The 22,420-nt window shown below is 71.7% G+C and carries 25 protein-coding genes and 2 pseudogenes; 11 read left to right on the top strand and 16 right to left on the bottom strand.

Annotated features, from left to right (window positions below):
* Positions 1 to 55 precede the first annotated feature (55 nt).
* Positions 56 to 682, bottom strand: coding sequence for a Uma2 family endonuclease (locus tag AC069R_RS00455; RefSeq protein WP_478763254.1), 627 nt, complete (start codon positions 680 to 682; stop codon positions 56 to 58).
* An 83-nt stretch (positions 683 to 765) separates the two neighbouring features.
* Positions 766 to 1,887 carry a mechanosensitive ion channel family protein gene (locus tag AC069R_RS00450; RefSeq protein WP_478763252.1) on the bottom strand — a complete coding sequence of 374 codons (1,122 nt, stop codon included), beginning with the start codon at positions 1,885 to 1,887 and terminating at the stop codon, positions 766 to 768.
* Positions 1,888 to 2,213: 326 nt separating this feature from the next.
* Between AC069R_RS00450 and AC069R_RS00445 the strand changes: the two genes are divergently transcribed.
* Positions 2,214 to 2,750, top strand: a complete 537-nt coding sequence (locus tag AC069R_RS00445) for an HNH endonuclease (protein ID WP_478763250.1) — start codon at positions 2,214 to 2,216, stop codon at positions 2,748 to 2,750.
* A 77-nt stretch (positions 2,751 to 2,827) separates the two neighbouring features.
* On the opposite strand, the pseudogene AC069R_RS00440 reads toward AC069R_RS00445, so the two are convergent.
* Positions 2,828 to 3,223: pseudogene (locus AC069R_RS00440) on the bottom strand (CocE/NonD family hydrolase); the annotation flags it as partial.
* Positions 3,224 to 3,225: 2 nt separating this feature from the next.
* Between AC069R_RS00440 and AC069R_RS00435 the strand changes: the two are divergent.
* A pseudogene (locus AC069R_RS00435) lies at positions 3,226 to 3,417 on the top strand (TetR/AcrR family transcriptional regulator); the annotation flags it as partial.
* On the opposite strand, the gene AC069R_RS00430 reads toward AC069R_RS00435, so the two are convergent.
* The 4 genes from AC069R_RS00430 to amcB all read right to left on the bottom strand — a co-directional run bounded on the left by AC069R_RS00430 (position 3,383) and on the right by amcB (position 6,381).
* Complete coding sequence (locus tag AC069R_RS00430; protein WP_478763249.1) at positions 3,383 to 4,072, bottom strand: hypothetical protein; 690 nt, start codon at positions 4,070 to 4,072, stop codon at positions 3,383 to 3,385. The pseudogene AC069R_RS00435 and the gene AC069R_RS00430 sit on opposite strands and share 35 nt — an antisense overlap.
* Before the next feature lie 159 nt (positions 4,073 to 4,231).
* On the bottom strand, positions 4,232 to 4,915 hold the full coding sequence (locus AC069R_RS00425) for a pentapeptide repeat-containing protein (RefSeq protein WP_478763248.1): 684 nt from the start codon (positions 4,913 to 4,915) through the stop codon (positions 4,232 to 4,234).
* 78 nt (positions 4,916 to 4,993) lie between these two features.
* A complete protein-coding gene (gene amcA, locus AC069R_RS00420) occupies positions 4,994 to 5,230 on the bottom strand; it encodes a multiple cyclophane-containing RiPP AmcA (protein ID WP_478763246.1) in 237 nt (78 codons plus the stop codon).
* On the bottom strand, positions 5,227 to 6,381 hold the full coding sequence (amcB, locus tag AC069R_RS00415) for a cyclophane-forming radical SAM peptide maturase AmcB (RefSeq protein ID WP_478763245.1): 1,155 nt from the start codon (positions 6,379 to 6,381) through the stop codon (positions 5,227 to 5,229). The genes amcA and amcB overlap by 4 nt, the downstream gene beginning before the upstream one ends.
* A 213-nt stretch (positions 6,382 to 6,594) precedes the next feature.
* On the opposite strand from amcB, the gene AC069R_RS00410 reads away from it, so the two are divergent.
* Positions 6,595 to 7,116, top strand: coding sequence for an NUDIX hydrolase (locus AC069R_RS00410; RefSeq protein ID WP_478763243.1), 522 nt, complete (start codon positions 6,595 to 6,597; stop codon positions 7,114 to 7,116).
* Here AC069R_RS00410 and AC069R_RS00405 read toward each other — a convergent pair.
* From AC069R_RS00405 to AC069R_RS00395, 3 genes are all read right to left on the bottom strand, one after another.
* Positions 7,083 to 7,364 carry a hypothetical protein gene (locus AC069R_RS00405; RefSeq protein WP_478763242.1) on the bottom strand — a complete coding sequence of 94 codons (282 nt, stop codon included), beginning with the start codon at positions 7,362 to 7,364 and terminating at the stop codon, positions 7,083 to 7,085. The genes AC069R_RS00410 and AC069R_RS00405 overlap by 34 nt on opposite strands.
* A complete protein-coding gene (locus AC069R_RS00400) occupies positions 7,358 to 8,215 on the bottom strand; it encodes a hypothetical protein (RefSeq protein ID WP_478763240.1) in 858 nt (285 codons plus the stop codon). Before AC069R_RS00400 ends, AC069R_RS00405 begins: the two co-directional genes overlap by 7 nt.
* A 326-nt stretch (positions 8,216 to 8,541) precedes the next feature.
* Positions 8,542 to 9,087, bottom strand: coding sequence for an ATP-binding protein (locus AC069R_RS00395; RefSeq protein ID WP_478763239.1), 546 nt, complete (start codon positions 9,085 to 9,087; stop codon positions 8,542 to 8,544).
* A 136-nt stretch (positions 9,088 to 9,223) separates the two neighbouring features.
* Here AC069R_RS00395 and AC069R_RS00390 point away from each other — a divergent pair, with 136 nt between their 5' ends.
* Positions 9,224 to 10,108, top strand: a complete 885-nt coding sequence (locus AC069R_RS00390) for a helix-turn-helix domain-containing protein (protein ID WP_478763237.1) — start codon at positions 9,224 to 9,226, stop codon at positions 10,106 to 10,108.
* 3 nt (positions 10,109 to 10,111) lie between these two features.
* A complete protein-coding gene (locus AC069R_RS00385) occupies positions 10,112 to 10,285 on the top strand; it encodes a DUF397 domain-containing protein (RefSeq protein WP_478763236.1) in 174 nt (57 codons plus the stop codon).
* Positions 10,286 to 10,336: 51 nt separating this feature from the next.
* On the opposite strand, the gene AC069R_RS00380 is transcribed toward AC069R_RS00385, so the two are convergent.
* Together AC069R_RS00380 and AC069R_RS00375 are read right to left on the bottom strand one after the other, a co-directional pair.
* Positions 10,337 to 10,579 (bottom strand): hypothetical protein, encoded by a 243-nt coding sequence (locus AC069R_RS00380; RefSeq protein WP_478763235.1) that lies wholly within the window; start codon positions 10,577 to 10,579, stop codon positions 10,337 to 10,339.
* Complete coding sequence (locus AC069R_RS00375; protein WP_478763233.1) at positions 10,576 to 11,109, bottom strand: PadR family transcriptional regulator; 534 nt, start codon at positions 11,107 to 11,109, stop codon at positions 10,576 to 10,578. The genes AC069R_RS00380 and AC069R_RS00375 overlap by 4 nt, the downstream gene beginning before the upstream one ends.
* Positions 11,110 to 11,216: 107 nt before the next feature.
* Between AC069R_RS00375 and AC069R_RS00370 the strand changes: the two genes are divergently transcribed.
* From AC069R_RS00370 to AC069R_RS00360, 3 genes are read left to right on the top strand one after another with little or no spacing between them, the layout of a single operon-like run.
* Entirely contained in the window at positions 11,217 to 11,504 is a 288-nt protein-coding gene (locus tag AC069R_RS00370; protein WP_478763232.1) for a hypothetical protein, read from the top strand.
* Complete coding sequence (gene malQ / locus AC069R_RS00365; protein WP_478763230.1) at positions 11,505 to 13,709, top strand: 4-alpha-glucanotransferase; 2,205 nt, start codon at positions 11,505 to 11,507, stop codon at positions 13,707 to 13,709.
* 58 nt (positions 13,710 to 13,767) lie between these two features.
* Entirely contained in the window at positions 13,768 to 14,049 is a 282-nt protein-coding gene (locus AC069R_RS00360; protein ID WP_397985917.1) for a hypothetical protein, read from the top strand.
* A gap of 137 nt (positions 14,050 to 14,186) precedes the next feature.
* Here AC069R_RS00360 and AC069R_RS00355 read toward each other — a convergent pair whose 3' ends face one another.
* Positions 14,187 to 14,855 carry a TetR/AcrR family transcriptional regulator gene (locus AC069R_RS00355; protein ID WP_478763228.1) on the bottom strand — a complete coding sequence of 223 codons (669 nt, stop codon included), beginning with the start codon at positions 14,853 to 14,855 and terminating at the stop codon, positions 14,187 to 14,189.
* A 253-nt stretch (positions 14,856 to 15,108) separates the two neighbouring features.
* On the opposite strand from AC069R_RS00355, the gene AC069R_RS00350 reads away from it, so the two are divergent.
* Positions 15,109 to 16,656: an FAD-dependent monooxygenase gene (locus AC069R_RS00350; protein WP_478763227.1), complete on the top strand. Its 1,548-nt coding sequence runs from the start codon at positions 15,109 to 15,111 to the stop codon at positions 16,654 to 16,656.
* Positions 16,657 to 16,689: 33 nt separating this feature from the next.
* Here AC069R_RS00350 and AC069R_RS00345 read toward each other — a convergent pair whose 3' ends face one another.
* Positions 16,690 to 17,475, bottom strand: a complete 786-nt coding sequence (locus AC069R_RS00345; protein ID WP_478763225.1) for a GntR family transcriptional regulator — start codon at positions 17,473 to 17,475, stop codon at positions 16,690 to 16,692.
* A complete protein-coding gene (locus tag AC069R_RS00340) occupies positions 17,472 to 18,014 on the bottom strand; it encodes a UTRA domain-containing protein (RefSeq protein WP_478763223.1) in 543 nt (180 codons plus the stop codon). The genes AC069R_RS00345 and AC069R_RS00340 overlap by 4 nt, the downstream gene beginning before the upstream one ends.
* Before the next feature lie 287 nt (positions 18,015 to 18,301).
* Between AC069R_RS00340 and AC069R_RS00335 the strand changes: the two genes are divergently transcribed.
* Positions 18,302 to 19,222: a methyltransferase domain-containing protein gene (locus tag AC069R_RS00335; RefSeq protein ID WP_478763221.1), complete on the top strand. Its 921-nt coding sequence runs from the start codon at positions 18,302 to 18,304 to the stop codon at positions 19,220 to 19,222.
* Here the strand turns inward: AC069R_RS00335 and AC069R_RS00330 are convergent.
* Complete coding sequence (locus tag AC069R_RS00330) at positions 19,143 to 19,613, bottom strand: DUF1203 domain-containing protein (RefSeq protein ID WP_478763219.1); 471 nt, start codon at positions 19,611 to 19,613, stop codon at positions 19,143 to 19,145. The genes AC069R_RS00335 and AC069R_RS00330 overlap by 80 nt on opposite strands.
* 112 nt (positions 19,614 to 19,725) lie before the next feature.
* Here AC069R_RS00330 and pepN point away from each other — a divergent pair, with 112 nt between their 5' ends.
* Positions 19,726 to 22,296, top strand: coding sequence for an aminopeptidase N (pepN, locus tag AC069R_RS00325; RefSeq protein ID WP_478763217.1), 2,571 nt, complete (start codon positions 19,726 to 19,728; stop codon positions 22,294 to 22,296).
* The last annotated feature ends 124 nt before the right edge of the window (positions 22,297 to 22,420 follow it).

Below are 22,420 nucleotides of genomic sequence, written 5' to 3'. Positions count from 1 at the left end.
CGTCAATACGCGGGAGCTGTGAGGCAACAGAGTCGTTACCTCGGGGCCTCAGGCCTCAGGCTTGGCGGAAGGGGCTGGTGTCGAGGGTGGGGTACGGCGCGGGGAGGGGGAGGGGGTCGCCGAGGTGGACCTTGATGTCGTTCTCGTGGGAGGCGTCGGGGGAGCCGGTGCCGGGCGGAACCGGATCCGTGAAGCAGTGGGCCGTCCTGGTGTTGCGGTTGATGAGGACGTAGACGGGGATGCCGGCGGCGGCGTAGGCGCGGAGTCTGGGACCGCTGTCGGTTTCGTGGTCGGTGGAGGTGACCTCGCCGACCAGGTCGATCATGTCGCCGGGGTACCAGCCCGGATATCTCGCGTAATGGACCTCGTCCGCGCTGGTCGCCTCGCGGTTCAGGACGTAGATGTCGGGGGCGAGCAGCGCGGCCGTGGCGCCGGTCCGGTCGGTGAACCGGTATCCGTTGCCCGTGCTGGCGTCCGGGACCGCTGCCGACCGGAACTGGAGGAGCAGGTTCATGACCGCGCCGGCGTGCCCGTGGTCGGGTGGTGACTGCGGCAGGCGGGCGCGGCCTTCGAGGAACTCGGGGCGTACGGGCATGGGCGACACCGCCTCGTACGCCGCCAGGAGGCGGTCCGGCTCCAGCCGCGCCATGAGGTCCGAAGGCGCAGCACCGCTGATGTCCATGGACACAACGATGGGGCACCCCGAGCGCCGCCGCGCCGGGATGCCCCGCCTCTTCACTCGAACGAGTGTGCTGGACCGTTTCGCTACTTCCGCGGCGGAGCCGTCCGCTGGGTCGTGAGCGGGGTCGTCGCCACCGACTGCGGGGAGTCGGCGTTGGCGAAGGCGGAGGGGGCGGCCACCGCGGCCGTCGGGTCGGGGGCGTCCTCCACGTCCTCGGCCGCCGTCGCGCCGCCCACGATCCGGATGTGCGCGGCGTCGAACGCGCGCTTGATGCGCCAGCGCAGCTCACGCTCGACGGCGACGGACTTGCCCGGCATGGTCTTGGCGGAGACCCGGACCACCATGGAGTCGATGAGCACGGAGTCCAGGCCGAGGACCTCGATCGGGCCCCACAGCAGCTCGTTCCAGGGCTCCTCCTTGCTCGTCTTCTCGGCGACCTCGTCCAGCGTCGCCTTGACCTTGTCCAGGTCCTCGCTGGCCCGCACGGTCACGTCGACCCCGGCCGTCGCCCAGCCCTGGGACAGGTTGCCGATCCGCTTGACCTCGCCGTTGCGGACGTACCAGATCTCGCCCTCGGCGCCGCGCAGCTTCGTCACCCGCAGACCGACCTCGATCACCTCGCCGGTGGCCACACCCGCGTCGATCACGTCGCCGACGCCGTACTGGTCCTCCAGGATCATGAACACGCCGGACAGGAAGTCCGTGACCAGGTTCCGCGCGCCGAAACCGATCGCGACACCGGCGACACCGGCGGACGCCAGCAGCGGCGCCAGGTTGATCTTGAAGGTGGACAGCACCATCAGCGCCGCCGTACCGAGGATCAGGAAGCTCGCCACCGAGCGCAGCACGGACCCGATCGCCGCCGACCGCTGCCGCCGCCGCTCCGCGTTGACCAGCAGCCCGCCGAGCGCGGTGCCGTCCACGGCCTGCGCGGTGCGGGCCATCCGCTCTATCAGCTTGGTGATCGCCCGCCGCACGATCGAGCGCAGCGCGACCGCCACCACGATGATCAGCAGGATCTGGAGCCCCATGGCGAGCCACGTCGACCAGTTCTGCTCGACCCAGCTCGCCGCGTTCGTCGCGCTCTCCTGCGCGTCCTGGAGCGTCGGCACCGCGGGCGCCGTACCGGACGGCGAGGGCGATGGCGACGGGGACGAGGACGGTGACGCACCGGCGGCCAGCAGAACCACGGGCAAGGACGACACGGCAGGTACCTCCAGGTGCTGCACGGTCCGTACCGGTGGGGCGGGCAGGGTCTGCGAAGGTCACGAAAAGATCACCGGACGGCCAGCACCACCACACTAACGGGGCATTGTGCGTGCCTTGTGCGGATCCGCCAAGGAGGGACGCAGGAGAGACACGGCTCACCCTGGCTTGAACAGGCCGTGATCGCGGGGATGTATCACCTGTGGTCGAAAACACTCCCAGCCCGTTACCGGGACATGGTGGCGCCACCACCAGGCATGAGGGGAGACTGGCCGCAGATCGTCCCGGCGCGAGCCACGCGCCGCCGACGCCCAAGGAGGCACCCGTGCCGCATGTCCTGGTCCTCAACGCGTCGTACGAGCCGCTCGGCGTCGTACCGCTCCGCCGCGCGCTCATCCTCGTCCTGGAGAACAAGGCCGTCTGCCTGGAGGAATCCGGCGCCTTCATGCACAGCGCGACCGTCACAGTCCCCGCACCCAGCGTGGTCCGGCTCAAGCGATTCGTCCGGGTCCCCTACCGAGGGCCCGTCCCGCTCACCCGCCGTGCGCTGTTCGCACGGGACGGGGGCCGGTGCATGTACTGCGGTGGCGTCGCAACCAGCGTCGACCACGTCATCCCGCGCAGCCGCGGGGGCAAGCACGTCTGGGACAACGTGGTGGCGTCCTGCCGCCGCTGCAACCACGTGAAGGCCGACCGCCACCTCGTCGAACTGGGCTGGCGCCTGCGCCACAAACCGGCCCCGCCCACCGGTCTGGCCTGGCGCATCATCGGCACCGGTCACAGGGACCCGCGCTGGCTGCCCTACCTGCAACCGTACGGCGCGGACGACGCCATGGCCCGGATCGACGGCATCTCCGCCTGACCATCCGGGCCTCCGCGTCCCGGCCCCGCCCCTCGGGCCGCGGGGCGCCCCGGCGTGCGCCGCCGCGTCGTGGCGGGTTACGACGCCTCGGTCCCGGATCCGCCGGCGTCCATCGCGAGCAGCAGCGCCGAGTCCGCATGGAGCGTGATGCGCACCGGTGTGAAGGCGGTGGCGTCCACCGGCGACTGTCCGGTGCCCGGATTGCGGGCGTAGCGCGGATGGGCGCCGCCGCTGATCTGCCAGCGTATGCGGTGGCCGGCGGCGAACCGGTGGGCGGTCGCGCTCATCGGCACGGTGAGCCGCGAGGGCTCCTGCCCGCCCGTCCGCAGCCGGCCCAGCCCGTCGCAGACGTTGACGGAGCGGCCCTGTGCGTCCACGTCGCACAGGCGGGCGAAGACGTCGGCGTGCCCGGTGTCCGCGGAGACGGTCAACCGCGCGAAGACCGGCCCGAGGACGTCCACCGGCTCGGCCAGCGCTCGCGCGGACCGCGGCCGCGCAGTCCCCCGACCGGGCCGCGGCCGAGGCCCGCTACCTGGCCGCCGTCGCCGCGGACGGCCGCCACCCCGAACTCGCCGAGGCCCTCTCCGCCCCCACCCGCCCCCTCACCCCCGAAGCCACCTTCACCCGCTTCCTCAACCGCCTGATCGACGGCTTGGACAGCGGCTGATCCGTCCCGCGCCCACGAGGGTGCCACCGCCGGCAGGCGGCAGGGCGGCGGCGCCCTTCTCCCGTGCTCGGTGACCGTCCAGCCAGAAGGCGGCGACGGACGGCTCGTCGATCCCGGCGGTGGAGCCATCGTGGGGCAGGAGCTCCGTCGGGGCGATGTACCCGTCACCCGGTTCGAGGCGGATACGCAGGCAGCGCAGCGGGTGTCCCGCGGCGGCGTACCGGCGTACGTCCTCGGTGTGGGGGTAGTGCCGCTCCAGGTCGGCGTCCGTGTAAAGGGTGCGGCAGATTTCCTGGACGTCGTGGTCGCAGACGAGCAGGTATCGCGCACCTGGGCCGAGGTTGAGACAGAGCCGTCGGCGGCCCTGGTGGCGGCGGGCATAGGACAGCCGGTCGAAGTTGTCGACGTGCAGGCCGATACGGCGGTCGGCGGTGAGGTCCTCGGTGGTGGTGAGCCGGTTCTCCGGGCTTGACACGCAGCCCAGGAGCGCGGCGGGCCAGCGGCCGTCCAGGGGGACGAGGAGTGCGGCGGCCCGGCGACGGCCCGCCAGGTCGTCCGGTTCGAAGTCGGGTAGTGGTTGGCGCACGAGTTCGATCAGGGTGCTGCCCGGTGTCGTGTTGTCGGCGCGAAGGTGCTCGGCGTCGTCGGTGGTCATGGGTGACCAGTGGCGGCCGGGGACGAGAGCGTTGTCGTCATAACCGGGCGTGTCGCGGATCTGCCTGACCGATGCGGTGTCGCACCGGCCGCGTAGGTCATCGAGCGTCCGGAACAGGAGTCGGGGCCCCATGGCCGGCCTCCCAGGGTGGGTGGGGTGTTATCCGTCGAGGTCTTCGCCGTAGGTGACGTCGAGCTCCGCGGCGAGCGCCTCGGCCAGCTGCGGCACCTGTCCGTGGTCGATGATCACCTGCCTGAGCGAGGCGAGGCCCCGGAGCCGGGAGAGGTCGTTGCCGCGCAGATCCAGGCCGCGGAGCTTGCCACCGCTGAATTCGGTCAGCCGCAGCTCGCAGTCGTCGAACGCGGCCCCGCTCAGGTCCACCGCGGCGAATGCGGTCTCCCGCAGGGAGCACCGGGTGAAGATCACGGGCCCGGCGGCCCGGACACGGGTAAGGGTGCCGTAGTCGAGCTTGCAGTTCTCGAACAGGACGTTGTCGAGGGTGACGTCCTCCAGGACGGCGCCCATGAGCTTGCAGTCGCGGAAGACCGTGCGGGTGACCTTGGAGCCGGACCAGTGCAGAGAGGTCAGGTCGCAGCCGGTGAACTCGACCGAGTCGGTACGGACCTCGTCCAGCCGGGCGCGCTGGGTCCTGAGCTCGGCGACGCGTCCGTTGATCAGGTGCGTGTCTGCCAGGTCCAGGGCACGCAGGTCCATGTCGCCGTAGTGGAACTCCGTGACCCTGCCGCGTCCGCCTTCGAGGGAGGCCACGTTGGACAGGTACAGACCGGGCTCGTCCAGGGAGGGCAGGGTCACACTCGTGCGGCGGATCGTGCGGTTTCCCATCGAGGTGCCTTCCAGCGAGGTGGATCTGTACGGCGTCGGGGGCGCGCCCTCGCGCGGGCGTGCCCCCGACGGTGCGTGTCACTTCTTGTTCCAGTTGTCCCACGTGGGCCTGTTGTCGAAAGGAGCCGGACTCTTCTGCCAGTTGTCCCACGTGGGCCTGTTGTCGAAAGGAGCCGGACTCTTCTGCCAGTTGTCCCACGTGGGCTGGTTGTTCCACGCCCCGCCAGCGGTCACGGGGGCCGGAGCGACATGGGTGGAGAGCAAGTCCATCACGGCGGGCGCGTCGGAGGCGGCCAATCCGTCGAGGAGTGTCATGCCGCATTCTCCGTGGCGGGAAAGCTGGACAGGGCCAGGACAAGGGCCTGCCGGGAGACCCGGCAGTAGTTGGTCTCCGTGGACTCGAAGCTGCCGTTCTCGAAGTAGCGGTTGGCAGCCTGCGCGCCGCGGCAGAAGCCGAAGACCTCGCACTCCGTCTGGCAGCGCTCCAGGCCAGTGAGGAAGTCGCGGACGTACCTCACCTGGTGCGCGCCGTTCATGAGGTCGGCCAGGGAGTCGTGGAGGACATTGCCTACGCGGAAGTCGTCGTACGCGGCGTCGCTGGTGTCCCCGAGCTCGGGGGAGAGCAGCACCACGTCACCGGTGACGGAGACGGTAGGGATCGGATCGAGGCGCCGCTGGTTCCATACGGCGCGTTGTCCGGATCGGACCAGGTGTAAGTACTCGGCGAGACGCTCCAGTTCTCGAACCCGCAGGCGATCGTGGTGGGTGCGGCTCCAGGTGAGGGTACGGCGCCAGAAGTCCTCGGCCTGTTCGAGTGTGGGCACCTGTCGTCCGGTGTTGACGCCTTCGACCTCCTCGACGTTGAAGCCGGCCGACCGGCAGCCCAGCTCCGCCAGGAATTCCAGCAGAGCTTCGGGCCTGCCGATGGACTCGGCGGTGACGACCGAGATCGCGGAGAACGGGATGCCGTGCTCGCGCAGGCGCCGGATGCCGAGGAGGGTCCGGTCGAGAGCGGGCTTGCCGTGCGGGTCGATCCGGTCGTGGTTCGCGGAAGCGGGGCCATCGATGCTCACGCCCACGCAGACGTCGTACGCGGTCAGCAACTCGCACCAGGCGTCGGTGAGCAAAGTGGCGTTGGTCTGCACGTAGTGGCGGACACGGCCCGCACGGCGCAGGTCCTCGAAAGGAGCGAGGAGCGCTCGGAACCTGTGCGTGCCGGTCGCGAGGGGCTCTCCGCCGTGCCAGACGACCCCGATCCGAGGGCCGCCGTCGGTGGTCAGCTGGGCGATCGACGTCGCCAGGGCGGCGGCGACCTCCGGGCGCATCTGGCGCTTGAGCTTGCGGAAGGGCAGGTAGCAGTAGCGGCAGTCGAGGTTGCACCAGGTCGTGGGCTGGACAACCACGGTCTGCGGAGTGGCGAACCACCGGTCGTAGCGGGCCCGTCGGCTGGAAGTGCGCGCAGGCATCGCCGTCCTTTCCCTCGTCGGACTGGATGTCGCCCGCCGCGGCTTGCTCGGGCGACGGGCACACAGCCCACCCTCCGTCCTGTCACGGCGTATCCGCGATGACACCGCGATGTCATCGTCGATGACGTGTCATCGCCAGTCGGATGACAATCCACTCAAGTCCACGAATTCGCGGGCCAGTTCGGGGCATGGCAGGTGAGCTATCGTGGCGGTGTGCCTCGCTCGATTCTGATCCATGACGGCCGGACCACTCGTGACGTCGGCCTGGTGTACATCTGCTCGGGCTACCTCGTCGAGCGCGGCAAAGTCCTGCTCGTGCACCACAACCGCTTCGACAAGTGGGTTCCTCCCGGCGGGCACATCGAGCCCGGCGAGTCGTTCGCGGGCACCGCGGTACGGGAGTTCAAGGAGGAGACCGGCCTCCTGGTCGAGGCGATCTCCAGTCAGCCCGCCATCCACCCGCCCGACGACAACGCCACCCCCGAGCCGGTGCCGTTCTACACGGACATCGAGCGGGAGGGGTTCGCCACTCCGGCGCTGGTCCAGTTCTTCTACGTGCGCCGCCGGGAAGGCACCGGCGAACAGGCCGTGGAGGCCCAACTGGAAGAGGTACACGAGGCCAGGTGGTTCGGTCTGGAAGACCTTGCCGCGTTGCCGACTTTCGAACAAGTCCGCTCCCTGGCACGCTTCGCCCTGCTGAACTACCCGGTCGCCTTCGAGCGGGCCCAGGCGTAGCCGCCGGCGCCGTTCACGTTCACCGCGTGCAGCAGCCGGGCCGGGGCACCGCCGAGGACCGCGGACACCGCCTGGTTCAGGCGCTGGACGTACTTGGGCACCGACGACGGCGCGACAAACAGGGCCTGAGCGATCCGCTCGGTCGGCAAGCCCTCGCGGGGGCCGTCGTGCACGGCCTTCGCCAAGTCGAACAGTCGCTGCGACAGCTCACACCGCACCGGGACACCGCTGTCCGGTGTCGTCAGCAAGCCGTGTGCGCCGCGGCGAGTTCCGCGCTCACGAGGGGCGTCTCGGCCGTGATCTCGTCGGCCGACACGGACTCCTCGCCGAGGCCGATCCGCGCGAGACGGCCGCGCGCCTCCTGGCAGGCTGAGACCGTGGAGTAGGCCGCGCGGATGGTGGCGCGCCTGCCAGAGGCCCCTGGTTCGTTCCACATCGCGGCTTCGGGGTCCCACAGGTCGTTGATTAACTGCCACGCTCTGGCCAGCCGGGGGTCGCGGGGGTCGGTCCCGGCCCGGACGGCGGCCTGCGTGCAGAGTGCGTACGCCAGGTGCTCCCACGCTGTGCCCTGCACGTCCTTGTCGTCCTCGACGAAGGTCTCCCAGCGGTGGCGGTTGCGGACCAGCCACTGACCGGCGTCGATGACCACCTCGGACAGCCGTTTCCTGTGCGCCGGGCCGTGGACGCCTCCCGTGTCACGGGGCACGTCCCGGTACGCCGGTTCGCCCTTCGGACCGGTACCGGAGGCGACTGCGGAGAGGGCGAGCAGACACAGCGCCGTCTTGCTCGGACTCGGGTCGGTGTCCACGTAGGTGCGCCACCCCCAGGCCCCGCCGGCCCGCCGGTGGTAGAGCAGACCGTGGACACCGTGGTCGATCAGCGGCTCGACGCGCTCCAGCATGCTCGTCGTGTCGACCCCGCTGGCCAGGACCAAGCCCGGACCGAGCTCATGGAGGCAGTCCCTCAACTGGGCGAGCGCGTGCACGGTGAGAGCGGTTTGGTGCAGCGAGGTGTCGTCGAGCCCGAGCACCTCCGGCCAGCCATGGTCGACGCGGTGGTCGGCGAGCCAGCCGACGCACCAGGCCACGGCCTCCGCCACACCTTCTTGATGGAAAAAACGGGGGTGTGAGAGCAGACCGGCCAGGCCGAAGGCCACGAAGCGGGTGTGCTCGCCACGGCCACCCTTGTGACGAGGTCGGCAGTGTTCCGGAATGGCACAGGTCAGAAAGCCGAGCGCTCGGCGTACCGGCTGTCCCGCGATGCCGGCGACCCGTAAGACGGGAAGAACCTCACTGGTGTTGACGATCGACGACACCGAAGTGAGGGTCAGTCCCCATCCGCCGTCGTGACCTTGGTGGCGCAGCAGGGTCCGCGCGGCTACCGTCGCTCTCGTCTCGAACGCCAGTAGCCCGGCGCGCGCCTTCCTCATGACTCGCCCCCACCGTCAAGTCCGGATAGCCCCGGTCGAACCGTACCCAGCGCGGCCGGGGTGGACGCGCGTTCCTGGCGGGGCGCCCTGGTGGTGGCGGGCGGTGCTTCCGTCACCGGGGTGAGGCCGAGGTTCCACTGGGCCCAGACCGTCTTGCCGACGCCGGTCCGCGGGGCCGCGCCCCAGTCGTCCGTCAGTGCCTCGACCAGCAGCAGACCCCGCCCGAACTGGTCTTCGCCATTCACCGTACGGAGGTTCGGGCGCCGCTCGCCGCGCGGGTCGCTGACCTCGACGCGGAGCGCGGCGGCCGTGGTGACGGTCCGCAATCGGATGAGCCGGCCGCGCAGGCTGCCGTGCAGCAGGGCGTTGGTCATCAGCTCGCTGACGACGAGCCCGACGTCATCGGTGAGCGCCGCGTATCCCCACTCGCCGACCAGGCGCACGGTGCGGTGCCGGGCCAGCGTGACGCTGCGCAGGACGGGGGTGTAGTCGAGCTGGTCCTCCCGGAGGAGCGGGGCGGGGGAGGGGGTGGCGTCGGGCATGGGGAGCCTCCGGTGACTTCGCAGGGTGGCGATGCGCGACTGACCGTAGCGACGCGTTTGGCTTGAGTTCAAGCGGCTTGGGGACAATTGGCTCGTCCGTGTGACGCTCCCTCCCCTAGGGAGGCAGAATCCTCACGTGAACCGATCCGCACCAACGGGTAACCGAGCGTCAACTGTCCTGGGTCGCAGGCTTGGTGGAGAGCTGCTGCGCCTGCGTGACGCCGCTGGACGCACCCAACAGCAAGCTGCCGACGTCCTCAACGCGACCAACTCGAAGATCGTGAAGATGGAGCGAGGCTGGGTGCCGATGCGGGACGTCGATGTCCGGGCATTGTGCGAGTTCTACGGCCTTGACGACGCCAAAGCCGTGACCCGACTGCTGAGTTTGGCCAGGCTGGACCGTGAACGCCGCAAGGCCAAGGGCTGGTGGCAGGACTCGCCTCACCCAGGCGCGCTCACGGAGTACATCGCGCTGGAGGACGCCGCCAGCCGCGTGAGAACGTGGGAACTCTCTTTGATCCCCGGCCTGTTCCAGACCGAGGAGTACGCCCGTTCGCTTGCCGTGAGCGAAGGCGCCGGAGTCTGGGAGGACCCCGATGAGATCGAGCGCCTTGTCGAGATCCGCATGCGCCGCCAGGTCCGCCTGCACGACGAACGCCCGCTTGAGGTGTACGCCATCGTCTGGGAGGCGGCTCTGCGGCAGTTGGTCGGGGGTCCCCACACCATGCGCGCCCAGCTGGAACACCTGCTGGAGGTCGCCAAGTTGCCGAACGTGCGCCTTCAGGTGCTGCCCTTCCGGGCGGGTGGACACCCTTGCATGCCGGGGGCTTTCACGGTCATCTCGTTCGCCGAGGCCGAGGCGGCGGACGTCGTCCACGTCGATACCATCTCGTCTACCCTGTGGGTGGAAGACCCGAGCGAAAGCACGGCGTATGCCACGTACTTCGAGCGCACAGCACGCCTCGGCCTTGCGCAGCGCGACTCGGCCCTGCTGATCGACACCATTCGCCAGGAGATGTAAGACATGCGCGAGTTCGACTTCGTCAAGTCCAGCTACAGCAGCACCTCGGGGCAGTGCGTCGAAGTCGCCCTCAACGTCCCCGACGCCGTAGCCGTCCGTGACTCCAAGACCCCCGACGGGCCGCTGCTCCGTCTCGACCCCCGGACCTGGACGGAGTTCACCGCGTCGCTCGGCTGAGCCCCCCCGCCCGGCCCCGGAAGCCCCCCGCGCCTCCGGGACCGTGCGGTCTCACGCGTACCGCAGCTCTCCCGGATGCGCCGAGCGGTGCAGGAGGGGGAGGGCGGTGGCGGCCGAGGCCAGGCAGCAGGCGTAGATCAGGGCCGGGACCAGCAGGGCGACGTACGGGACGGTGACCGCCCCGCCGGTCAGCGTGGCGCCGCGCAGTGCCGGTGTCCTGCCGTGCGTCTTGACGAGATCCAGGCCCGCCAGCAAGGGCGGCGTGCCGCTCATCGTGTCCCCCCTGTGGTTCATGTCGGTGCGACCTCCGAGGTCAAAGTGGTCAGCCGGGCCCCCGTGGTGGTCATCCAGCGCAGGTCGGCGTCGAGGTGGTTCAGGGCGTAGTCGGCCGAGAGCACGGTCGCCAGGTCGGCGGCCGGGTCGGTCTTCACCGCCGTCAGCTCCCGCATCCGCGCCTTGTGGGCGGCCTGCTGGGCGCGCAGGTAGGCGGCTGGATCGCCGCCGGCCAGGATGCAGACGACGACCTTGGCGAAGATCTCGTTCGCCACGAACGGCGCGGGCGGGGCGATCTCACCGGCCCAGCGGGCCAGTTCCCGCGCGCCGGCGGCCGTCGAGCGGTACAGCGTGCGCTCGGGGCCGCCGTCCGCGTCCGTCCCCTCGATCTCCGCCAGACCGTCCCTGACCAGGCGTTGCAGCGTCGTGTAGACCTGCCCGTAGGCCAGCGGGCGGGCCCCCGGAAAGCGTTCGTCGTGGCGGCGTTTGAGGTCGTAGCCATGGCTCGGCCCCGCCTCCAGCAGGCCCAGGAGGATGTGCCGGGTGCTCATGGTGATCAGTATGCATCAGCTACATGTACTGAGTGAATAGTGAGTGCGACGGCGTTCACGGGGTAGGGCTGCGATGACCCCCGAAGACCCAGACAAGGGAGGCTCCCGTGGCCGCACCGGCCCGCACCCCGATCCCGGCCCAGTGGAAACACGGCCGGATCGGCGCCCCGCGCAAACCCCTGGCGGAGACGTCCGCCGAGACCATCGAGTCGATCGAGTCCACCGAGACCGGCGAGATCAGGCTGTACGCGTTCAACGCGGAGGCCGCCGCCACCACGGCACCGCTCACCAGCGAGCCCCCGCTGCCCGCCGCCGAGCCCCTGACCAGCGAGCCCCCGCTCGCCGACACCAGCACCCTGACCAGCGAGTCGGACGCCTACGCGGCGGGGTCGTAGATGACCGGGGCGCGCACGGACGAGCTCTCCCGGCTCGCCGAGCTGCACGGGGTCGCCGTCTCCTACAGCCCCGCCCCCGACCGTACGGTCACCGTCCCCGCCTCCGCCGTCACCGCCGCCCTGCACGCCCTCGGCGTCGACGCCGCCACCCCCGAAGCGGTCCGTGCCGCGCTCGCCGACCGGGAGCGCGGCCTGCGCGAACGCCTGCTGCCGCCGACCGTCGTCCACTGGGCCGGCGACCCCCACGACCCCGCCGCCCTCACCGCCCTGCCGCCCGGCACCCGCCTGCGCGTCGAGACGGAGCAGGGGGAGGAGCGGGAGGAGGAGGTGCCGGGGCCGGACGGGACGGGCGTGCCGGGGCCGGGCGACGCGGGCGCACCAGGGCCGGGACCGCGGCCGGAGGCCGGCGCGGGGCGCGGGCAGGAGTCGTACCCCGCGAGCGCGACCCTCGTCGCCGGGCTCCCGCTCGGCGTCCACCGGATCACCGCCCACGCCCCCGACGGCCGCACCGGCCACGCCCACCTCGTCGTCGCCCCCGACCGGCTGCCCGCGCCGCCCGGACGCTCGTACGGACTCCTCGTCCAGCTGTACTCGCTGCTCTCCCGCCGCTCCTGGGGCATGGGCGACCTCGGGGACCTCGCCGAGCTGGCGGGCTGGGCCGGAAGGGTCGCCGGAGCCGGGTTCGTGCAGGTCAACCCGCTGCACTCGGCGGTGCCCGGCGCGCCCACCGACCCCTCGCCGTACCGGCCGTCCTCCCGGCGCTTCCCCGACCCCGTGCACCTTCGCGTCGAGGACGTCCCCGAGTACGCGTACGTCGAGGACCGCGAGCGGCTCGCCGGGCTCCTGGAACGCGCCGCCCGGCTGCGCGCCGCCGTACTCGACAAGGGCGCCCTCATCGACCGCGACGCGGTGTGGGAACTCAAGCGCGAGGCACTGGAGACGGTCCTCGCCGTCCCCCTCGGCCCCGGCCGGCAAGCCGCGTACGACGCCTTCCGCGCCGCCCACGGACAGGCCCTCGACGACCACGCCACCTACTGCGCCCTCGCCGAGTCGTACGGCCCCGACTGGACCACCTGGCCCGGCGGCCTGCGCGACCCCCGCTCCGGGGCGACCGCTCGCGCCCGCGCCGAACACGCCGACCGCGTCGCGTTCCACACCCGCCTCGCCTGGCTCACCGACGGGCAGCTGCGGGCCGCGCAGCGCGCCGCGCGGGAGGCCGGGATGCCGGTCGGGATCGTGCACGACCTCGCCGTCGGCGTGCACCCCACCGGCGCCGACGCCTGGGCCCAGCAGGACGTCTTCGCCGCCGGTATGACCGTCGGCGCGCCCCCGGACGCCTTCAACGCGCGCGGCCAGGACTGGGGCCTGCCGCCCTGGCGCCCCGACCGCCTCGCCGCCTGCGGCTACGCCCCCTACCGCGACCTCCTGCGCGCCCTGTTCCGCTACGCGGGCGCCCTGCGCATCGACCACGTCATGGGCCTGTTCCGGCTCTGGTGGATCCCCGAGGGCAGCCCGCCCACCGAGGGCACGTACGTCCATTACGACGCCGAGGCCATGCTCGCCGTCCTCGCCCTGGAGGCCGGGCGCGCCGGGGCCGTCGTCATCGGCGAGGACCTCGGCACCGTGGCCCCCGGCGTCCGCGAGACCCTGCAGCGGCGCGGCGTCCTCGGCACCTCCGTGCTCTGGTTCGAACGCGACTGGACCGGCGACGGCCGCCCGCTGCCCCCCGAACGCTGGCGCGCCGACTGCCTGGCCACCGCCACCACCCACGACCTGCCGCCCACCGCCGCCCGCCTCACCGGCGACCACGTCGAGCTGCGCGACCGGCTCGGGCTGCTCACCCGGCCCGCCGCCGAGGAACGCGCCGAGGCCGTCGCCGACGCCGCCGAATGGCTCGCCCTGCTGGGCAGCCTCGGGCTGGTGGACAGTACGGCGACCGGGCCGCCCGGCACCGACGAGGAGGCGGAGGTGCGCGCCGTCCACCGGTTCCTGCTGCGCACCCCGGCCCGGCTGATCGGGGTCTGGCTCCCGGACGGGGTGGGCGACCGCCGCCCGCAGAATCTGCCGGGCACTTGGGACGAATACCCCAACTGGCGGTTGCCGATCGCGGACCGTTCGGGCAGGGCGGTGCCGCTGGAGGAACTGACGGCCGCTCCGCGCCTGCGCGCGCTCCTGGAGGTGTTCGCCCAGCTCAGGGGAGGGTGAGGAGCCGCTACGGTACCCCGCGCGCGCGTCCTTCCGGGTGATTCGCTAACTTGAGATCGTGGACAAGAAGAACGCCCTGCGCGCCGGCACCCTGGGCGCCGGTACGACGCTGATGATGCTGCTCATGTCGTCCCCTGCGCTCGCGCTGATCCGCGACGACGGCGACGACCCCGGTCCGGGCCTCAGCGTCGTCCAGACGCTGGGTCTGTACGTCCTGCTCCCGCTGGTCATCTTCGGGATCATCGCCGGTCTGGTGATGGTGCTGGACAAGTCCCGCGCCAAGGGCAAGACCACCTCGTCCAACATCAACGTCAAGCCCGACGCCCAGGCCAAGGCCTGATCGCCGGAACAACGGTTTCCACGCCGGGGGCGCCTGTCCTCCCGCCGGTACGTGCGTGTCGCGTACGCGGGTGAGGTCGGCGCCCTCGGCGTTTTCGCTGGTGGGGGCCGGGGCCGGGGCCGGGGCCGGGGTCGGGGTTAGGGGTGCGGCGCGGTGAGGTACCGCTGCACGGTCGGGGCCAGCCACACCACCAGCTCCTCCCTGGTCAACGCCTGTGTCGCCGGCATGCGGAGGATGTAGCGGGTCAGGGCGAGGCCGAGAAGCTGGGCGGCGCACAGGGCCGCGCGCGCCGGGACCTGCTCGGGGTCGGGACACACCTGCCGGGCCACGGGCAGCAGCTGCTCCCGGAAGATGTCCCGTATCCGCTCGGCCCCGGCCTGATGGGCGACGCCGACCCGGAGCACGGCCCGCAGCTGATCGTTCCCCTCCCACAGGTCCAGGAAGTGCCCGACGAGGGCCCGGCCGACCTCCTCGCGGGGCACCGGCGTGAGGTCGGGGAAGCGCAGATCGACCTCGATGGCGGCGGCGAACAGGGCGTCCTTGCTGCCGAAGTAGCGCATCACCATCGACGGGTCGATCCGTGCGTCCTTGGCGATGGCGCGGATGGTGGCCCGGTCGTAGCCGTCGGCGGCGAAGCGTTCGCGGGCGGCGGTGAGGATGGCGGCGCGGGTGGTGTCGGAGCGGCGGGGTGGGGTGGGCGGTGCCGGTGACGGCGGAGCCGATGGGGTGGGCGCCGGGGTCGGTGGGGTCGGTGGGGTCGGTGGGGTCGGTGGGGTCGGTGGGGTCGGTGGGGGATTTTCGGTCATGTCAACGATCGTAGGCCCACATGTGTAGGCCAACAAGTGTTGACCACCCGATCGGGTGGGGATTACCGTTGTCAACGAGCGTTGGCCAACTGGTGTTGGCTTTGCTGGCAAGCGTTGGCCGCGACGAGTTGCCAGCCGCGACGAGTGTTGGCAAACGCTCGTTGACCTACAGCTGTTAACCCACAGCTGTTAACCCACGGCTGTTGGCCCACAAACGTTGACCCACGGGCGTTGGCACCCGCAGGAGGCCACCATGACCCACACCGACACCGACACCGACACCAGCACCGGCACTGACACCGGCACCCTCCCCACCCCCGCGCAAGTGATCGTCGTCGGCTCCGGCCCCACCGGCCTGCTCCTCGCCGGTGATCTCGCCACCGCCGGCATCCCGGTCACAGTGCTGGAGAAGCGCCCCCGGAAGATCAGCAACCTCTCCCGCGCCTTCGTCCTGCACGCCCGTACTCTCGAACAGCTCGACGCCCGCGGACTCGCCGACGAGCTGGAGGCCACCGGCCGCACCCTCGACCGGCTCCGCCTCTTCGGCCGCCTCACCATCGACCTCACCGACCTCCCCTCCCGCTTCAGCCACCTCCTCGTCATCCCGCAGTACGAGGTCGAGAAGGCGCTGACACGGCGGGCCGTCGAGGCGGGGGCCGAGTTCCGGTACGACACCGAGCTGACCGGGCTCGCCCAGGACGCGGACGGGGTGACGGTCGAGGCGCGTGGCCCGCAAGGCCGTACGGACACCCTGCGGGCCGCGTACGTCGTCGGCGCGGACGGCATGCGCAGCGCGGTGCGTGACGCGGTCGGGCTGCCGTTTCCGGGGAAGTCGGTGATCAGGTCCGTCGTGCTGGCCGACGTGAAGCTCGCCGAACAGCCGGAGGGGCTGCTCACGGTCAACGCGGTGGGCGACGCGTTCGCGTTCCTCGCGCCGTTCGGGGACGGGTACCACCGGATGATCGGCTGGCACCGCGGCCGCGACGTGGCCGACACCGAGCCGCTGGACCTGGCCGAGATCAAGGAGGTCACCCGGCTCGCGCTCGGCCGTGACTACGGGATGCACGACGCCCGTTGGATGTCCCGCTTCCACAGCGACGAGCGGCAGGCGCCGGCGTACCGGGTCGGGCGGGTGTTCCTCGCCGGGGACGCGGCGCATGTGCACACCCCGGCCGGCGGGCAGGGCATGAACACCGGCCTCCAGGACGCGGCCAACCTCAGCTGGAAGCTGGCCGCGGTGCTCGCCGGGCACGCGGACCCGGCCCTGCTCGACACCTACCAGGCCGAACGGCACCCCGTCGGCACGTCGGTGCTGCGCAGCAGCGGCGGGCTCGTGCGGCTGGCCATGGTCAAGCACCCCTGGAGCCGGGCCGCCCGCGCCGCGCTCACCGGGCTCCTGAACACCACCGGCCCCGTCCGCCGCAAGGTCACCGCCCAGATCACCGGCATCGGCTACCGCTACCCCGCGCCCCGCGGCGCCCACCCGCTCACCGGCACCCGCGTCCCCGACCTCCGCCTCGCCGGCGGCACCCGCCTCTACGAGGCCCTGCGCGGCGGCCGTTTCGTGCTGATCACCCCGGCCGACGAGCCCCCGGCCCCGGCTCGCTCCGACCGCCTGACCACGGCCCACTGGTCGAGCCCCTGCCGCACCACCCTTTTGGTCCGACCCGACGGCTACGCGGCCTGGGCCACGGACACGCCCCCCACCCCGTCCACCCTCGAAGCCACCCTGACCGCGTACCTGGGCGGCACGACCCCGACCGCGGCCCTGACCCCGACTCAGACGGCCCGGACCCGCTGATCCTCGGGCTTTCCCCGAGTTCCCCGAGCGCGGTCAGTCTGCGGTGAACTCGTATTGCAGCTCGTAGAGATGACCGGCCTTGACCATGACGGTGGCTTCGATGGGGCGATCGCCGTCGCCGTAGACCACGCGCAGGGTCCGGAGGACCGGGAGGTCGCTGGGCAGACGCAGCGCCTGGTACTGCTCCTGCGTGGGTACCCTCGCGGAGACGCGGTCCACGCTTCGACGCGGTGGGAAGCCGAGTTCTGCGAGCAAGGTGGGCGTACCGCCCCTGATCTTCCGCCTTTCCGTGAGTGCGGTTCCCTGGGCGATGGCCATGGGGTAGTAGGACTTGACCAGTTCGACGGGTTCGCCATCGAGGGAGAGAACCTGGTGCCGTAGCAAGGCCGTCCCGTCAGCGGCGATACCCAGGGCCGCCGAGACATCCGCAGGAGGACGCGCCTCGGTTACGTCGAGCAGGGTGCTGTGAGCCTGAGAGCCCGGTTTTGGGGTCTCCGTCAGCCAGCGGTACGGCTTGCCGGGCTCGGCCGGAGCCATGGTGGCGGCCGGCCGGATGGTCCGCTGACGGTGTTCGCGGACCGTGACCGCCGCACCGGCACGCCCGACCACGAGCCGCTCGTCCTTGAGCAGTTGAACGGCCTTCTGGATGGTGGCATTCGAGGCGTCGAAACGGGCCTTGAGCTGGACGGTCGAGGGTAGGCTCGCGCCCGGCGCCAGATCGCCGCTCATGATCTCGTCGCGGAGGTCGGCGGCGATCCGCTCGTGCAAGGATCGCCGGTCGCCGGCGCTGGAGCTGATGTCGGTGGTGGGCACGGTCATCCGATCCGCATCTCGTAGCGCAGTCGCTGCCGGTGAGCCGGCATGACCATCAGGTCGACCTGGATGGGCCGGTCGTCGCCGTCGAAGGTGACCCTGTTCAGTTCGAGGACCGGCTCGTCCGGTGGGAGGCACAGGGTGTCGCGCTCCTCCGGGCCGGGCAGCCGGGCGGTCACGTCCTCCCGGACGCGCGCGCCGACGTGACCGAGCCCGGCGAGAAGGGTCACGGCCCCGCCGCGGATCTTTCCCGTCCCGGCGAGAGGAGTTCCCCGCGCGATGTCGGCGGGGTAGTACGTGTCCGTCAACTCGCACGGTACGCCGCCCAGTTCGATGACCCGGCGCCGTACGACGACGACCTCTCCGGTGGCCACCCCGAGCAGGGCGGCGACGTCCCGAGGAGCGGGCACCTCCCCGGCCCGCACGATCCGCTGACTTCCCTTGCCCCCGCGCGCCGCGGCCTCGGCCGCCCACGCATCGGTCTGCCCCCGCTCCCGTGGTGTCAGGTACGGCATCGAGCTACTGACCCACGTGCTGTCGCTCAAGGCATCCTCCAAGGCGCCCTCCGCTCACTCGCCATCGCCGCCACCGTAGACGCCCCGCCGCGGGCAGTCCCCACACCGAGCCGACGCAGTGACCGCACGGGAGCCGGCCGCAGTTCCGGCGGGGGGCGATGTCTAGACTCCCGGCATGGCGTTTCTGAGCACTCCGCACCACTGCTTCCTCTGACCGGAGGTCGGTGAGGGCGGTGCCGTAGGGCATCGCCCTCCTCGGTGTGCCCGGTGGGTGTGAACCGCGGGCACCGTTCCCCTCCCCGCCCGGTCCGCCAGGAGTGCCCATGCCGTATCCGCCTGCCCTCACGCCCTTCCTCGACCTGCTGCGCTGCCCCGCCTGCCGCGCGCCCCGACTCCGCCCCGCCCCCGGCGCCCTGCGCTGCCCGGCCGGGCACGCCTTCGACATCGCCCGGCCCGGCTACGTCGGCCTCCTCACCGGCGCCCGCGCCACCAGCGGCGACGACGCGCCCATGGTCCGCGCCAGGGAACGCTTCCTGGCCACCGGCGCCTACGCGCCCCTGCGGCGGGCCGTGGCCCGGCTGGCCGCCGCCGGCCGGCCGGAGCGGGCCACGGTCGTGGACGCGGGCTGCGGCACCGGCTACTACCTCGCCGGTGTCCTCGACCGGCTGCCCGGCGCCCGCGGCCTCGGCCTGGACTCCTCCGCCCGCGCCCTGCGCGCGGCGGCGCGGGCCCACGACCGGGCCGCCGCCGTGAGCTGGGACGTCTTCCGGCCGTTCCCGCTGGCCGACGGCGCCGCCGATGTCGTCCTGGACGTGTTCGCCCCGCGCAACCCGGCCGAGTTCCACCGGGTGCTGCGCCCGCGCGGCCGGCTGGTCGTCGTCCGCCCCACCCCCGCGCACCTCGCCGAACTGCGCGAGCGGCTGCCCGGCATGGTCGCCGTCGACCCGGACAAGGAGCGGCGGCTGTACCGCGCGCTGGACCCCTTCTTCGAGGCCGCCGGCACCGAAGAGGTCGAGTACCGGCCGGCTCTGCGCGCGGCACAGGCCCTCGACCTGGTCGCGATGACCCCGAGCGCCCGCCATGTGGAGCCCGCGGGGGCGGCCGGGTGGGTCACCGTCTCCGCTCTGGCCGGCGTCTACCGGCGCCGGGACCGGCCGGTCATGCCCGGCGGACCTTGTACAGGAAGCACCCGTACTCCACCGCCCGCACCTGGACGAACGCCACCTCCGGGTCGCTGAGGGCCCGTGCGAGGGCCGACGGGAAGTCCTCGCTCACCAGTTCCCCGCCGAGGATGTGCCCCTGTGCCGCGTAGCGGCGCAGGACGCGGTGGGCGTTGGTGAAGGGCAGCTCCGGGCCGGCCGGACCGGAGCAGCCGTCCGCGTGGACGAAGACCGGGCCCTGCTCGTCGTAGGCGCCGGGGCGGGCGCCGGTCCCGGCCGCCCAGCGGCGCAAAGGGGCGTACGAGACCAGGGCGATGTGCTCCCCGCGTGCGCTGCGGCGCAGACAGCAGCGCAGCGGGGCGCCGCCCTCCGGGTCGGGGTAGGGGGCCGCCGGGTCGCCCGCGTCGTCCTCGGTGAGCAGGGCGGTGCGAACGGCGGCGGGAATCGGGCACACGGTGTAGGTCGTCATGAGTCCACCTTCCGGCGGCGCGGCCCACGTCACCGGCGGGAAACGGACATCGCGTTTCCGCCGGACGGCATGGAAGGATGGCGCAACCACACATAAACGAGGAGATGACCGCGTGCCTGGCACAAACCTGACTCGCGAAGAGGCGCAGCAGCGGGCTGAGCTGCTCAACGTTGACTCGTACGAGATCGATCTCGACCTCTCCGGCGCGCAGGAGGGCGGTACCTACCGGTCCGTGACCACGGTGCGCTTCGACGTCGCCCGCGGTGGGGCGGAGTCCTTCATCGACCTGGTGGCCCCGGCCGTCCACGAGGTCGTGCTCAACGGCGACCGGCTGGAGCCGGCCGAGGTGTTCGCGGACTCGCGGATCACGCTGCCGGGTCTGCTGGAGGGCCGTAACGTCCTGCGGGTCGTGGCCGACTGCGCGTACACCAACACCGGTGAGGGCCTGCACCGGTTCGTCGACCCGGTCGACGAGCAGGCCTACCTGTACACCCAGTTCGAGGTTCCGGACGCCCGCCGCGTCTTCGCCTCCTTCGAGCAGCCGGACCTGAAGGCCACCTTCCAGTTCACCGTGAAGGCCCCCGAGGGCTGGACGGTCGTGTCGAATTCGCCGACGCCCGAGCCGGTCGGCAACGTCTGGACGTTCGCGCCGACCCCGCGCATCTCGACGTACATCACCGCGCTGATCGCCGGCCCGTACCACTCGGTGCACAGCGCCTACGAGAAGGACGGCCAGAGCGTGCCGCTCGGCATCTACTGCCGGCCCTCGCTCGCCGAGTTCCTCGACTCGGACGCGATCTTCGAGGTCACCCGGCAGGGCTTCGACTGGTTCCAGGAGAAGTTCGACTACGCGTACCCCTTCGAGAAGTACGACCAGCTGTTCGTGCCCGAGTTCAACGCGGGCGCCATGGAGAACGCCGGCGCGGTCACCATCCGCGACCAGTACGTCTTCCGGTCCAAGGTGACCGACGCGGCGTACGAGGTGCGGGCCGAGACGATCCTGCACGAGCTGGCCCACATGTGGTTCGGCGACCTGGTCACCATGGAGTGGTGGAACGACCTGTGGCTGAACGAGTCGTTCGCCACCTACACCTCCATCGCCTGCCAGGCCGCCGCCCCCGGCTCGCGCTGGCCGCACTCGTGGACCACGTTCGCCAACTCCATGAAGACCTGGGCGTACCGGCAGGACCAGCTGCCCTCCACGCACCCGATCATGGCGGACATCCGCGACCTGGACGACGTCCTCGTCAACTTCGACGGCATCACGTACGCCAAGGGCGCCTCCGTCCTCAAGCAGCTGGTGGCCTATGTCGGCGAGGACGAGTTCTTCAAGGGCGTGCAGGCGTACTTCAAGCGGCACGCGTTCGGCAACACGCGCCTGTCCGACCTGCTGGGCGCCCTGGAGGAGACCTCCGGCCGCGACCTGAAGACCTGGTCGAAGAAGTGGCTGGAAACCGCCGGGATCAACGTCCTGCGGCCCGAGGTCGAGACGGACGGGGACGGGGTCATCACGTCCTTCGCCGTACGCCAGGAGGCCCCCGCGCTGCCCGCCGGTGCCCAGGGCGAGCCGACCCTGCGCCCGCACCGCATCGCGATCGGCCTGTACGACCTCGACGCGGCCGGCAAGCTGGTGCGCACCGACCGGATCGAGCTGGACGTGGACGGCGAGCTGACCGCCGTACCGCAGCTGGCCGGCCGGACCCGCCCGGCCGTGATCCTGCTCAACGACGACGACCTGTCGTACGCCAAGGTCCGCCTGGACGAGCACTCCCTCGCGGTCGTCACCGAGCACCTCGGCGACTTCGAGGCGTCCCTGCCGCGCGCCCTGTGCTGGGCCTCGGCCTGGGACATGACGCGGGACGCCGAGCTGGCCACCCGCGACTACCTCTCGCTGGTGCTCTCCGGCATCGGCAAGGAGTCCGACATCGGCGTCGTGCAGTCGCTGCACCGCCAGGTGAAGCTGGCCCTCGACCTGTACGCCGACCCGGCCGCCCGCGAGTCCCTGCTCACCCGCTGGACCGACGCCACGCTCGCGCACCTGCGCAGCTCCGAGGCGGGCAGCGACCACCAGCTGGCGTGGGCGCGGGCCTTCGCGGCGACCGCGCGCACGCCCGAGCAGCTGGACCTCCTGGAGGCCCTGCTGGACGGCACCCAGACCATCGAGGGCCTGACCGTGGACACCGAGCTGCGCTGGGCGTTCGTGGAGCGGCTCGCCGCGGTCGGCCGGTACGACGAGGCGGAGATCGCCGGCGAGTACGAGCGGGACAAGACCGCCGCCGGTGAGCGGCACGCGGCCACCGCCCGCGCGGCCCGGCCGACCGAGGAGGCGAAGGCGGAGGCCTGGTCCTCGGTGGTCGACTCCGACAAGCTGCCGAACGCCGTGCAGGAGGCCGTGATCGGCGGCTTCGTGCAGACGGACCAGCGCGAGCTGCTGGCGCCGTACGCGGAGCGGTACTTCGAGATCGTCAAGGACGCCTGGGACTCCCGGTCGCACGAGATCGCCCAGCAGATCGCCATCGGTCTGTACCCGTCCCTCCAGGTCAGCCCCGAAACCCTGGAGCGGACGGACGCCTGGCTGGCCTCGGCCGAGCCCTCCGCGGCCCTGCGCCGCCTGGTCTCCGAGTCCCGCGCGGGCATCGAGCGGGCGCTGAAGGCTCAGGCCGCGGACGGCGCGGCCCAGTAGCACCGGACACGGGGAAGGGGGGGCCGGGGAAAAGTCAGGGGACCCTTCGTATTCCCTGGGTCCGGGGGAAAACTCCCCCCCCCCCCCCTCCCCTAGCCTCACCGCGTTCCGCGGGGTGCCCTTT

The sequence above is a fragment of the Streptomyces sp. NPDC043952 genome (genome assembly GCF_056435325.1).
The sequence above is the reverse complement of the archived record's forward strand: the minus strand, read 5'-3'. Positions and strand labels throughout refer to the sequence as shown.

What these genes read in the sequence shown, in the direction of transcription:
- AC069R_RS00455 (WP_478763254.1), bottom strand. Translation starts at nt 682, where the DNA reads ATGGACATCAGCGGTGCTGCGCCTTCGGACCTCATGGCGCGGCTGGAG.
- AC069R_RS00430 (WP_478763249.1), bottom strand. Translation starts at nt 4,072, where the DNA reads ATGACCACCGACGACGCCGAGCACCTTCGCGCCGACAACACGACACCG.
- AC069R_RS00425 (WP_478763248.1), bottom strand. Translation starts at nt 4,915, where the DNA reads ATGGGAAACCGCACGATCCGCCGCACGAGTGTGACCCTGCCCTCCCTG.
- amcA (WP_478763246.1), bottom strand. Translation starts at nt 5,230, where the DNA reads ATGACACTCCTCGACGGATTGGCCGCCTCCGACGCGCCCGCCGTGATG.
- amcB (WP_478763245.1), bottom strand. Translation starts at nt 6,381, where the DNA reads ATGCCTGCGCGCACTTCCAGCCGACGGGCCCGCTACGACCGGTGGTTC.
- AC069R_RS00395 (WP_478763239.1), bottom strand. Translation starts at nt 9,087, where the DNA reads ATGCCCGACGCCACCCCCTCCCCCGCCCCGCTCCTCCGGGAGGACCAG.
- AC069R_RS00385 (WP_478763236.1), top strand. Translation starts at nt 10,112, where the DNA reads ATGCGCGAGTTCGACTTCGTCAAGTCCAGCTACAGCAGCACCTCGGGG.
- AC069R_RS00380 (WP_478763235.1), bottom strand. Translation starts at nt 10,579, where the DNA reads ATGAACCACAGGGGGGACACGATGAGCGGCACGCCGCCCTTGCTGGCG.
- AC069R_RS00375 (WP_478763233.1), bottom strand. Translation starts at nt 11,109, where the DNA reads ATGAGCACCCGGCACATCCTCCTGGGCCTGCTGGAGGCGGGGCCGAGC.
- malQ (WP_478763230.1), top strand. Translation starts at nt 11,505, where the DNA reads ATGACCGGGGCGCGCACGGACGAGCTCTCCCGGCTCGCCGAGCTGCAC.
- AC069R_RS00355 (WP_478763228.1), bottom strand. Translation starts at nt 14,855, where the DNA reads ATGACCGAAAATCCCCCACCGACCCCACCGACCCCACCGACCCCACCG.
- AC069R_RS00350 (WP_478763227.1), top strand. Translation starts at nt 15,109, where the DNA reads ATGACCCACACCGACACCGACACCGACACCAGCACCGGCACTGACACC.
- AC069R_RS00345 (WP_478763225.1), bottom strand. Translation starts at nt 17,475, where the DNA reads ATGACCGTGCCCACCACCGACATCAGCTCCAGCGCCGGCGACCGGCGA.
- AC069R_RS00330 (WP_478763219.1), bottom strand. Translation starts at nt 19,613, where the DNA reads ATGACGACCTACACCGTGTGCCCGATTCCCGCCGCCGTTCGCACCGCC.